The 11,523-nt window shown below is 36.4% G+C and carries 17 protein-coding genes and 1 pseudogene; 3 read left to right on the plus strand and 15 right to left on the minus strand.

Annotated elements, in window-relative coordinates; translation table 11 throughout:
• Positions 1-1,218: 1,218 nt before the first annotated feature.
• From BAMA_RS22530 to BAMA_RS24310, 12 genes and pseudogenes are all read right to left on the minus strand, one after another.
• The gene (locus BAMA_RS22530; protein ID WP_034644103.1) at positions 1,219-1,413 is read right to left on the minus strand and encodes a hypothetical protein; all 195 of its coding nucleotides are present in this window, start codon (positions 1,411-1,413) and stop codon (positions 1,219-1,221) included.
• A 36-nt stretch (positions 1,414-1,449) separates the two neighbouring features.
• The gene (gene dut, locus BAMA_RS22535; RefSeq protein WP_034644105.1) at positions 1,450-1,902 is read right to left on the minus strand and encodes a dUTP diphosphatase; all 453 of its coding nucleotides are present in this window, start codon (positions 1,900-1,902) and stop codon (positions 1,450-1,452) included.
• Entirely contained in the window at positions 1,886-2,092 is a 207-nt protein-coding gene (locus tag BAMA_RS22540; RefSeq protein ID WP_034644108.1) for a hypothetical protein, read from the minus strand. The genes dut and BAMA_RS22540 overlap by 17 nt, the downstream gene beginning before the upstream one ends.
• Before the next feature lie 164 nt (positions 2,093-2,256).
• Entirely contained in the window at positions 2,257-2,394 is a 138-nt protein-coding gene (gene fbpA, locus BAMA_RS24305) for a Fur-regulated basic protein FbpA (RefSeq protein WP_084158089.1), read from the minus strand.
• 126 nt (positions 2,395-2,520) lie between these two features.
• A complete protein-coding gene (locus BAMA_RS22545; RefSeq protein WP_034644110.1) occupies positions 2,521-2,781 on the minus strand; it encodes a hypothetical protein in 261 nt (86 codons plus the stop codon).
• 11 nt (positions 2,782-2,792) lie between these two features.
• Positions 2,793-3,086, minus strand: coding sequence for a hypothetical protein (locus BAMA_RS22550; protein WP_415782969.1), 294 nt, complete (start codon positions 3,084-3,086; stop codon positions 2,793-2,795).
• A complete protein-coding gene (locus BAMA_RS22555) occupies positions 3,083-3,343 on the minus strand; it encodes a hypothetical protein (protein ID WP_034644116.1) in 261 nt (86 codons plus the stop codon). Before BAMA_RS22555 ends, BAMA_RS22550 begins: the two co-directional genes overlap by 4 nt.
• Positions 3,258-3,524, minus strand: coding sequence for a hypothetical protein (locus BAMA_RS24685; RefSeq protein ID WP_034644119.1), 267 nt, complete (start codon positions 3,522-3,524; stop codon positions 3,258-3,260). Before BAMA_RS24685 ends, BAMA_RS22555 begins: the two co-directional genes overlap by 86 nt.
• A 15-nt stretch (positions 3,525-3,539) precedes the next feature.
• Positions 3,540-4,298 carry an ATP-binding protein gene (locus BAMA_RS22565; protein WP_034644142.1) on the minus strand — a complete coding sequence of 253 codons (759 nt, stop codon included), beginning with the start codon at positions 4,296-4,298 and terminating at the stop codon, positions 3,540-3,542.
• Positions 4,282-5,147 (minus strand): annotated as a pseudogene (locus BAMA_RS25315) (phage replisome organizer N-terminal domain-containing protein). Before BAMA_RS25315 ends, BAMA_RS22565 begins: the two are co-directional and overlap by 17 nt.
• 2 nt (positions 5,148-5,149) lie before the next feature.
• The gene (locus tag BAMA_RS22580) at positions 5,150-5,329 is read right to left on the minus strand and encodes a hypothetical protein (RefSeq protein WP_034644122.1); all 180 of its coding nucleotides are present in this window, start codon (positions 5,327-5,329) and stop codon (positions 5,150-5,152) included.
• A 12-nt stretch (positions 5,330-5,341) separates the two neighbouring features.
• Positions 5,342-5,518, minus strand: coding sequence for a hypothetical protein (locus BAMA_RS24310; protein ID WP_235184504.1), 177 nt, complete (start codon positions 5,516-5,518; stop codon positions 5,342-5,344).
• Positions 5,519-5,885: 367 nt separating this feature from the next.
• Here BAMA_RS24310 and BAMA_RS22590 point away from each other — a divergent pair, with 367 nt between their 5' ends.
• From BAMA_RS22590 to BAMA_RS22600, 3 genes are all read left to right on the plus strand, one after another.
• Positions 5,886-6,362, plus strand: coding sequence for a PH domain-containing protein (locus tag BAMA_RS22590; protein ID WP_034644126.1), 477 nt, complete (start codon positions 5,886-5,888; stop codon positions 6,360-6,362).
• 93 nt (positions 6,363-6,455) lie between these two features.
• Positions 6,456-7,112, plus strand: a complete 657-nt coding sequence (locus tag BAMA_RS22595; protein ID WP_034644129.1) for an Ltp family lipoprotein — start codon at positions 6,456-6,458, stop codon at positions 7,110-7,112.
• Positions 7,113-7,317: 205 nt separating this feature from the next.
• On the plus strand, positions 7,318-7,830 hold the full coding sequence (locus tag BAMA_RS22600) for a DUF3841 domain-containing protein (protein WP_034644132.1): 513 nt from the start codon (positions 7,318-7,320) through the stop codon (positions 7,828-7,830).
• Between the two features lie 60 nt (positions 7,831-7,890).
• Here BAMA_RS22600 and BAMA_RS25055 read toward each other — a convergent pair whose 3' ends face one another.
• The 3 genes from BAMA_RS25055 to BAMA_RS22615 form a co-directional block, all read right to left on the minus strand.
• On the minus strand, positions 7,891-8,637 hold the full coding sequence (locus BAMA_RS25055) for an SAR2788 family putative toxin (RefSeq protein ID WP_200874720.1): 747 nt from the start codon (positions 8,635-8,637) through the stop codon (positions 7,891-7,893).
• 10 nt (positions 8,638-8,647) lie between these two features.
• Positions 8,648-9,502 (minus strand): S8 family peptidase, encoded by an 855-nt coding sequence (locus tag BAMA_RS22610; protein ID WP_034644135.1) that lies wholly within the window; start codon positions 9,500-9,502, stop codon positions 8,648-8,650.
• A gap of 305 nt (positions 9,503-9,807) precedes the next feature.
• A complete protein-coding gene (locus BAMA_RS22615; RefSeq protein ID WP_034644137.1) occupies positions 9,808-11,244 on the minus strand; it encodes an IS4 family transposase in 1,437 nt (478 codons plus the stop codon).
• Positions 11,245-11,523 lie beyond the last annotated feature (279 nt).

An 11,523-nucleotide genomic window follows, 5' to 3' on the forward strand; every position in this document is an offset into this window, starting at 1 on the left:
TAGTGTCTTTGTTTAGTCAAATTTCTCTTTTCTGCAAAATGAATTTTTTATACTCATCAGTCGTCTAACATTTACAAAACCTTAACAATTAATATATATCTAACCTTTCGAATGTATGTTACCCTAATTAAGTCAGTCAAATTATTTTTTCTTGAAGATTCCCCTTTAAGGCGCCCTAACTCCCCCACATAGTTAGGGCTTTTTCATTTTCAAATAGCATTTTGATTTAAATCCATCCCACATCCATTTGGACACATTTACCAGTATTTTTACCAAAAAATTCATGATATTGTTAATTAGTCGAGTACGTCATTACTTGACAATTACCCTTAGAAGCCCCGTAGATAAACGGGGTTTCTTTTATTTGTTGCGATAGGTAAGACTTTAAAGTTATCTCCATCTTTTCCCCCGCTTAGCACTGTACGTGCGACTTTCATCGCATACAGCGCCCCATCTTATTCTTTTATACTAAAGCAACCAGATTACCAACTTAATGTTGTACTCACTAACGTATTAATTCCCTTTTCTTACGAAAAGTCACATTCTCTTACTCGATCCTGTGAGTTACATCTAATTGATTTAATTTTCAAAGAAACAAGACTAGGGACTATCCCTCCACATTCGTTACGTGCTTCGTCGGTACTGTGTCCCCACCTTCACAAGAATGAAGCAATTTCGGTTCGTTAGAACCTTATATGCATCTGTCCACTAGTAGGCGTTAGTGACAGTTTCTTGTTTACCACGTTCCAATTGACCTAGCTTTACATATATCCTTAGGTGCTTACTGTAAGCCTGTTATCTTTACATCCTCATCGTTAGATGTTCCGAATTTCATACTATTTAATCTTACTTTTCGGTAGATAACGTCGTCATTAACGACATATACATTTCTGATATATTAAACGTTTAGACCCGTACATTCGCAAGTTCGTCAGTCCTATCGGACATTCTCACCATAGATATTTTGTAGCATCCCGACCTATCCATAACCATATGATTTCTCACTTAGGTTTTGTTCAGCCGACTTTACCTAGCTTCATACAATTTGTGACTACTATCACGTCTTGCATGTAGGAGTATCAGATAAGTAGTTTCAGCTCAACTTGACGGCTTTCATTCCTACTTTCAGTCAATCAGTTGTTGTTATCGGATTGATAACTCTCCTATTTCGTGTTTACACACTTATAAGGAAACGTGTCGCGCAAATAACGCTTTTGTTCAGTAACTGTAGCATTTCCAAATCATACCGTCATAGTGGTAAGTTCCCTTTCCGTACACCTTACGCCCGCGCCCTTTCTCAACTTCCTTAATTTCATACCATTTACCGGTATCATCATCTTTCACAACTCCACCCTTACGCGGTTTGTAAGAAAACGAAAACACCTTTTTCCCATCAACATAAAATGGATACATCTTTCATTCCCCTTTTCATACAAAATTCAAATTTGATTATGATTTAACGTCTGTTGAGCCAAACCCGCTTGCGCCGCGCTGAGATTCGCTAAGCTCGTCCACTTCTTCAAAGCGCGCTGTCTCTACTGGAGCAATAATCCCTTGTGCTATCCTTGTTCCTTTTTCGATAACATCAGCAGCTACATTTAAACTAAACGGCCTTGTTATATTCTCAACGATCACACCGACTTCTCCCCTGTATCCGCTATCTATTGTTCCTAAAATTACATGTAACTTTTTTTTACGAGATATACCGCTTCGTGGTCTTACTTGCATTTCGTATCCTGGTGGAATCTCGAAAGCCAGGCCAGTAGGTACAATCTTCGTTTCTCCCGGCCATATAACTATGTCCTCTACTGTGACAAGATCAAAACCCGCATCTCCTTCTCTTGCATAGCGCGGCAGCTGTACGTCCTCGTTAATTCGCTTGACTTTAACCCGTAATCTCATGACCTTTGTTCCCCTTCCATCGTCTCAACAAGTTTTGTAGTCTCTCACTCTCGCTACTATGATGTTTGTAATGTGACTTTGCTATCAACAACTGCGCTTCAAGTTCCTGCACTGATTTAAACCATATATTCGCTTGTTCTTGTTGGTGCTGCGCTGCTTCCTCGTAAATCGGAATGTGTCTTTCTTCCATGCATCATCACCCCTTATTTGGATTACAAACCTAGCTATCTAGCAAACTCCCAAATGTGTATCCGTATTTATCGAATCCCTCACTATACTCTATGTTTGTCATCTTATTTCGTCTCCTTCGCTTCGTTGATTAATTTAGTGATTTCATAAACGCCATTCTGCATTTCAGTCATTGTCTTCGCTCCCTTCATTGAGCAGCCGCGCCAGTTCCTTGCCACTCCCTTGATAAAGATCGCGGCCGTCTTCCAATTTGAATATATTCCTCGCTATTAACTTCTCAATCAGTAAATCTTGTTCTGCCATGCTTCCTCCTAATCTAATTTTTCCATCTTGGTATCTAGCAAATACTTCCGCTTCAATTTATGCCGCGCTGCTCAATAGAGAATTCCCTGCCATGCTCTGTACACTTCCACAACATCGTTATCCCTCCTATAGTCTTCCTGTGAACACTTTCTTAATCGAACCTTCATTAAAGTGTTCATGTATCGCGAATAGCTTTGAATCGGTTGAAATGCACATGTCGATGATGATGTTTTCTGCGGTTCTTACATAAAAATATTTCACTTCCCCATAGTAGTCTTTATACATGTGATAGCTCTGAATGATATGGTCCATTCCGAACTTTTCAAACACCTCATACAGCTTTGTCTTCGTTTCGTCTACCGCATCAAATATCGTGAGTTGTTCCATTCCCTTCACTCCTAGTCCAGGCTCATAATCTCCGCTAATGTCCTCGCTGAAACATCTGTTTTAATAATGCGGATCCTGCCATGTTCTGCCGCTGCCTCGCTCTCAGCTGTTTCTTTATCTATTGCTTCAAACCAATCAATCCGTTGCTTATCATCCTTATCATAGAAATGCACTTCATAAACTTCCTTACCGCGCCGAAGGAATTGTTCTGCCGTGCTCGTTGCTGCGTAGTCATGCTTACCAAGTCTGTCCTCAAATGATAGCTGCGCCGCATTCATACACCCAACCCTATCGTCCGACTTCATATCTTCATTTGGTCCGCTTGATCTATAATAAGTACTGCGATTTCATTCTGATGCCGTCCCATCTGCTTCGCTATTTCTATGATGTTCGCACCACCATTCCACAGTTCACGAAAATAGGTTACTTCGCTTTCATCAAACACAAGGTTCGCTTCCTCTAATGCGATATATAAGTTACGACGCGAATGCTTCATGTACTTTCGATTCTGTGCTGCGATTGTATTGTTTTCCACTTGTAAAGGTGTTAAAAGTTTCGCCATCCCATTTCCCCTCCTTATGTAATTGTTCAGCGTGATCAATCCAATTTGCGAAGTCTTGGCGGCGCTGCTTCCATTCCTCATTACTCATACCTTTTGCATTAGAGCAAATACAGTTAGAAATCTCGTACATTCCCATGCCTATGTCATTTTGAATAATGCCCGTTCCATTACATGCACACATCTTCATTCCCCCTTGTTAAAATGGCAGTGCTTTTCTTCTGAAATCCTTTGTTTCTTTAAAGACAATTGCTCTAAAGTTATTAAAAATACGAGATACAATTCGCTCATCATATGCGCCCTCTAAACGTTCTCCTGTGAGGTTTGTTGTAAAGATAGTAGATTTACCTTGCCTACCGTCAAAGACATCGAATAACACACGGTTAATGAAATTTGTAGCCTTTGTATTTGCATCTAGTGCTCCGAGTTCCGCAACCAAATCATCGACCACTAAAACATCCGCTCTTACTAATGTTCGAATAATTGCATCCTCAGTTAGCGCAGAATCTTTACTGAAAGTGCTCTTAATCTTCCGTAGCAATTCTCCTACTGTAACGAAGACAACCGACTTCCTTGCTCCAGCAAGTTGATCTGCAATGGAATAAGCAAGGTGTGTTTTCCCTGCTCCGCAGTTACCCACCATAATGGTATTGAATATGTTTCCGTTAAGATAATCCGTTGCGATAACTTTTGCAAGGGCGAGGTTCTTCGCTCCTTCCTCGCTCGTAGGTTCATAGTTTTCAAAGTTAGCCTTCTTAATATTGGCATCTGCAATCATACTTTGCTGGTGAAACAAATACTTTTGTTCATTCGCTTTATCAGCTTCCCATTTCGCTTGTTCCTGCTCCTGTAATTTTCTATGTTCATTAGCGAGGAAGCAGCGAGGACATACTTCCTTGCCATTAAATCGCATCAAATGTACACCGTGTTCTTCGCAAACATCAGAATCCATAGTCATATTGACCCTTTTGGCTATATCGTTTGGTATTGCTGCCATCGCTCTCTGCATTGTTCTTCTCTCCTTTTTTAGAATTCATTTGTATTGTTAGCTGATCAAACTTTTCACGTAGTTTTTTGGGAGATAAAATGTTTCCTTGCCAGAACGGATCTGCTTGGCACCAATTGATAACATCTTTAATCTCTTGTAATTCACGATTATCTTTCTCACGCATCAATCTAAAGTCATTTGCCCAAACATCGAAGTTCGGTTCTTTTTGTTTAGGATTGTCATCCTTAATCTTTTCGAACAAATACTTAGCCGCGTTGGTGTCACAAGTTTCAAACTTGTGACGAGAAGGTTTTTCTTTCTTTTTATCTTTATCTAATTCTTTATCTTCTATATCTGTTGCGTGACTAGCGTGACCCGTACCGTGACCTGTCACGTGACATTGAGATTCCGCCTTGTTTCCGAGTAAAAACTGCTTTTCTTTTGCTCGTTTTTTTGTTTACGTAATCTATTTTGCTCTCTAATTTTGTCCAGACCTTCAATATTCTGATGCTTTTCCCAATTTGAGATACAAATATATTGATCGTCAGTAACTTCAATCATTCCGAACTGTTTAAAAGTTTGTAAGGCGAGGCGAACAACTGCTATCGGTCTATTAAAAAGCGTTGCTAGCATCTCCTCTGTATATGGGATGTTTTCGTTTAAGAAAATGTACCCGTTAGCATTTGTTTTACCCGCTTGAGCAAGCAACTTAATCCAGATGATTAATAGCGTATCTGCTTCCGGCATACTTTCAATTAATCTAATTTTTTCATCCTCAAACATATTAGTAGTCAACTTAATCCATTTAACCTCTACCATCCCTAGCTGTCCTCCTTTTCACAAGATGCCATGCCGTTCCTGATGCTCACTATACGGTAACCTGGGTAACGCGCAGCATTAATATATTCTCTTGCTTTTAGCATCAGTTCAAATTCGTTTTTCACGCCCTCCATAACCCATGTAGGGAGGACGACTTGACTTACGTTTTGTAGGTTTAACATGGTTTCATCTCCTTAGTTTGCCTTGTATTGATTTTCCCAGCCGATCAGCGTTTCAATTGCTTTAGATGCAACTTGTGGGCTAATGTCTGTTAAGCTACTAACACCAATATTGCTTTTCAATGTATCTTCAACTGCTTGCTTGTCCGCTTGCGAAATAACTGATACGTGCGCTATTTTTGCGTGAATCATCTTCATTTGCTTTTCAGACGCTTTACCATTACTGTTGTTGTTACTGTTGCTTTGCGGCTTGTTTTGATTATTTTTATTACCTTTGGTATTTCATCAGACACATTTATTCACTTTGAGAACAAACGGAATGATCCACTACTTGATTTACTGTGCAAGGATATTCAAACAACCTAGACGGGCATCTACAGAGGCGTTTTGTGAAATAACAATCTGTTTATGTGAAAAGGTTGAAGAGATTCAGGTGGTGGTCTCTTTTTCTTTTTTCGATTTATATCGAAAAAATGGGAGGATTAGGGAATCTTAAGGATGCATATAGAATATATCGGTGTTATTCTGTAATTAATTGACATACATAGGGGTGAATTAGATGGGGAGTAAACACACGAAATTAAATGAGAGATTCTCGATTATTGATTTTCCAGTAACATTTGCTGAGATGGTGGCAATTTCGAAGGATTTACCGAAGACAGAGCGGAAATTCTACGAGTATGCGTTCAATGCGCTGAAAAAGAACATAAAACAAAAAGAACTTATTTATTCTTTTGAGGTAGCAGATCCAAAACTGACTAAGACAGGATTCATTGTAGTTGCAGAAAACAAGCTTCACTTCGTTATGATGAAAAGCGGACTGTTTGGTGAGGCTGATGCGGAATCGCTAGAATACAAGGATATAAAAGACGTTGATTTCGATATTATCAGAGGACCATTAGGAATCTCGTTGATGCACACTGGTATTATTGAGCTAAAAGTTAAAAAGATGTTTGGAACAAAGACGCGTACGATTCGTAATATTCCAGAATACAATCTGGATTTAGTTGTAGAAGCAATTCGCCAGAGGTTATAAGAGAGTAGTAATGTTCTTTTTATTTACTTCACAAGGTTAACCTGTTATGATTATCCCGGAAATCTTACAAATTACATAACGGAGGAACAATCAATGGGTAAAATATTTAAATTCGGTTGTCTTGGATTCATTGCTCTTATTGTACTTGGAGCTATTATTGGTGCATTAGGTGGCGGCGAAGAAACTTCGACGAAGAAAGAACCTACGACGCAAGAACAAACTAAAGAGGAAAATAAACAAGAGGCTCCTGCTACGACTGAGTCGAAAAAAGAGGAAACAAAGGCTGAGGAAAACGTTTCTGCAGAATTTAAGTCCGCTTTGAAAAAAGCTGAAGGTTATGCAAAAACAATGAAAATGTCAAAACAGGCGATTCACGACCAGCTTGTTTCTGAATATGGTGAAAAATTTTCCGCAGAAGCTGCTGATTATGCAATGAATAATCTTGAATTTGATTGGAAAGCAAACGCTTTGAAAAAGGCTACAGATTATGCAAAAACAATGAGCATGTCAAAACAAGGAATTTATGATCAACTTGTTTCTGAAAGCGGTGAAAAATTTACTGAAGATGAAGCACAGTACGCAATTGACAATATAAAAGCCGATTTTAATAAAAATGCTTTGAAAAAAGCAAAAGATTATCAGAAAACAATGAGCATGTCACCAGAAGCGATAAGAGACCAACTGATTTCTGAACACGGTGAAAAATTCACACAAGAAGAAGCCGATTACGCTATTAATAATTTAAAATAAGACGTAAAAAACACCCTCATCCTATTCTTTGATTGAGGGTGTTTTTTTGCTGTTGGGGGAATCATAAATTCGTCTACAATAGATATGGAATGTTTTGTCTTAATCCCCCTTTTCGGGGGATGGGCAAAAACACCTAAATATTATATATTAAAGTAAAATAATATATAGAAGAACATTATTAATTTTTTAAAACTTTGGAGGAACTATGGGTACATTTTGGACTATTCAATCTATTGAAAAATGGCAGGAAGTTAAAGATATAGGTTATCTTACTGGTGCATACGATTATGTTTGGCCTGAATTTATAGAGCCCTATCAGTGGATGGTGCAACAAATGAAATCAAGGATTAAAGACTGTAATCAAGAAGATGCTCCTATATGGTTATGGACTGAAAGGCCTGATTTAAGAAGAAGTGGACATTTAGGTAAAGGCGAGCGTGGTGTCTTACTAAAAGTTGATATTGATGATAAAAGAGTTCTTTTGTCAGACTTTCAAGCATGGCATTTTGTATTAGATGGCACTTACTGTAATGTCGAAGCAAAAGAAGATAGTGAACTTAACTTATCGTCTGAATCAATACAAAGAAGCTGGGAAAAAATTTTCGATTTAAATTATTTATACAATCATCCTGAATGGGGTGATTGTGTTATCCAAGGGGTAACTTGTAATGTGTTTCTACATGAAATTACCCTTGAAAAAGAATTTATTTCTCGATAAGCATATAAATTTAAGAATATGAAGAACAGGTGACATAAAATCACCTGTTCTTCATATTTATTAGACTATGGAATTTTCTACTGATTTCTTAATACTATTATAAGTTCCTTTGGCTAATTCCTTATGTAAAGGAACAGTAAAAGTATTACCATTAGGTCCTTTCATAGTTACATGACTACCTTTTTGTCTAACTTCCTCAAACCCTACTTTTTTAAGCATCTTAATAAGATCTTTACCACTAATAGTCTTTGGCCATTTAAGTTGAGATAGGACAGCTTTTTTCACTTGATCTTTTCCATAATCTTTTATTGCTTTTTGAATAGCCTTTTTAGCTACCAGCCCTAAAATTATCGGTACAAGTGGAGCGGCAGAAGCTTCTAATTTTGTTGAATCTACCAAATATTCCTCACCTGTTTTTGTATCGGTTAAAGTTGCAATAAACACTTCATCCTTAACTGCATGAAGCTTCATATCATATTCATAATTAGAAATTTGACCATTCTCATCTGTGATTTCACCTAAGACTGTGATTTCGTGATTCTCTTTATTCAAATCTACTTCGGCATTAACTTTAAGGTTTTCTTTTTCTATATTTGTTTCAAGCGTAAGCGTTTGCTCGTTTTCTTCTTTAATATTAACTAATAACTCTTCAGAAACTTGCATATTATATTGTTCTTCTACTTCTTTCTCAGCAGTATCTAAGTCGATTTCTGTTGGAGTTACTTCATCTGCCTGTACAGTGAAATCTTTTGGGAAAATCATAAATGTCATAGTCAGTGCTAATAATAAGCTTAAAAATTTCTTCATTAAATCCACCTCATTCATTTTTAATTAATACTCCATAACCGTAGCTACTATCGAAGCCCTCATCACCTAAATCTTTGGAAAGATTAATTAGTAATTCTTTCACTCTAATGAGTTCTATATCTTTTTCTTTAGAATTTGATTCTGTTGCTAATAATTCAGCTATGTAATTCGAGACATAAGCCGTAGCAAAAGAAGTACCACTAAATTCAGAATAGCCTCCATTTTTATCAGTAGATAGAATTTTTTCTCCAGGTGCAACAAAATCTATTTTTCCCTTTGCCGCTGAAATAGGTCGTTTGAAATTCTTATCCACCGAGGAAATAGAGATTACATCTTTGTACTTCGCTGGATAATCCACGCCAAAGCCAAATGTGTTACCGGCAGCAGCTACAACAATAATCCCAGAAGCAATAGCTTTATTAATTGCTTCCTCTAGTTCTGGATAATGTACTTGAACGCCAAAACTTACATTCATAATGTCTACATCTTGCTTAATACACCATTCAATACCCTTAATGAATGTTTCGATTTCCCCTTTACCTGTTTCACTTAGAACTTTAACATCATACAATTCTACCTTTTGTGATAATCCTGACATGTTCTTGTTGTTTTGAGCGGTAATAATTCCAGCGATTGGAGTGCCGTGTCCGAATGCATCCTTATTAGAGTCCTTAGGATTAATCGCATTGAACTGTTTTACTATTTTCCCAGCTAACGCGGGATGATCTTCATTAATGCCACTATCTACTATAGCCACCTTAATTTTTTTATCCTTATTAGAATTTTCTTTCGTTTGAATATTATATATATAGAAAAAAATAATACCGATAAAAGAAATCATTGAATAAGCATATAGTTTTTTCATTCGCACCTCCTCCTTATGACTTTAAATTCCATTAAATGATATATTACAACATATGAATTAAGTCACATTCACTATACAATGGACAATAAACTTAATCAATTCGAAATAGAAAGAAAAAACCTTAAAGTTTCTTTAAAAATTTTAAATTCACTTTAAACATTATATAGGGGTTCGACCGCATGCCCATCAACTTAAGGATGCATGCAAAATGAACCCCGTTCATATAAACGGAAAAACTCTTAAAATATTTTGTAGCCTAAAAAATGAACATGCCAAATAAACCTTAATCGGCCAAATTTCAAAAATTATGCAACTTTCTTTTGCTTGTTCACTCTATTATACTCATAGACAACACCCAAGATATCAAAGACAGTCTTCTTTTCATATCGGTGAGATTTCCGTCCATTCTTCTGTAAGAGGTGGAACAGACGGATAAGAATCTTTGTTATTTCTTGGGTGTTTTGTTGTGTGGCTTGATACAAAATTTGTAAATGATCTTGAATCATTCCGATTGCTTTATATTCGCTTAATTCCTTTTGCTTCTTTTGTAAAATTAATTGGCGCATCTTAAACATAGTAGAAGAACATAGGAAAATGGCAATAAGTTTTCCATAAACATGGCATTCTAATCGTTCTTGTTTGATATTTTGCCAATGATGAATTTGAAATAGGGATTTCCAAGTTTTAAAGATAATTTCGATTTGCCAGCGGAGAGAGTAAAAATCATGTATTTGTTCCATCGGAACAATCTCCCAAGGTGTATTGGTAACATATATGTTCATGCCAGCTAATCGTTTGCTTTTTTCTGAATACGTAATACCTTTTTTACTTTCTGTATACACTTGTTTTTTCATACGCTCACGAAGTTGCTTTTCAGTTAATCGATATATAATTACCCGGGTGAATAGTTTCTTATCCTTTCCAATATAAGCTTCTTTTATTTCATAGCCCTGTCCTGGCTTTAAGGTATTCATAATGTGTTCTAAATCAACTTTAATGTACTGAGACTGTTTTTTTATTGTCCCATTTCGAAAGTATTCAGGAAATTCATTTTTGACATACACCATATTGTTTAATTTGAGCCGCGATATATAATACACACCACGTTGGTCCATTTGATCTAAATCATCCAGTGAATAATAGCCTAAATCACGAATACATAAGTCTCCAGGACGTAATGTCGCTAAACATTCTGTTCCAAAAGTTTTATCATTATTTTTTCCTGGTTCAATTTGAAAATTTAAAAACTGTCCACTATGTAAATCATATTCTAACTGAATTTTTATACCCGCTGTTTGCGCACAACCACCTGATCCAGGATATACACTAGCTAAATGTTTTGGCACTTGGAAAATTGTTGCATCTAAAATACGAATCCGTTGAAAATAAGCTATTGAAGGGTTTGGAATCACAGATGTTTCACAAATTTTATTTTTTAATAATGCAGAGAAAATATGTTTTAAAAGGCAAACAGCCTTTTTATTGAAACGCTTATTGAGTCCTTCTGGACTCATAAGAGTTCCTGTAACAGCATGAAGTTGACTACACAGTCGTACTAAAGAATCACTCGCTACCCGTGGACTTATCCAGACACAGATAGTAGCTAAATCACGACCTGAAAACTTACGCTTTCGTTGTACAAAAGCTAGTTCTCTAGCAAGTTTTTCTAAAAATGAAGGGGTAAGATGTTGATGTAATTCTTCAGCAAATAATTGTAGCTCATCTTGAATCGAAAGATTCATAAAAAACGTCATCCTTTCTAATAATCTTATTTAGAAAGAATAACGTTTTTTTTGTGCAAAGATAATGTAAATCGATAATATAGTTGTTTAATTTCTATACATTTAAAGGTATTTGTACTCAAAAATCATTAATAAAGTTGTTTAATTCTTATTGAACTAAAGCACCTGTTTGTTTAAGTGAATACATTCACATTTATAATGTCTCTCAAATATAATATCAGTTTAAATATTCACCATTCTTCTCTAAAAGGTTCAAGATAAATTGTAATTTGTTAATCG

This window comes from Bacillus manliponensis, from assembly GCF_000712595.1.
GTDB lineage: Bacteria > Bacillota > Bacilli > Bacillales > Bacillaceae_G > Bacillus_A > Bacillus_A manliponensis.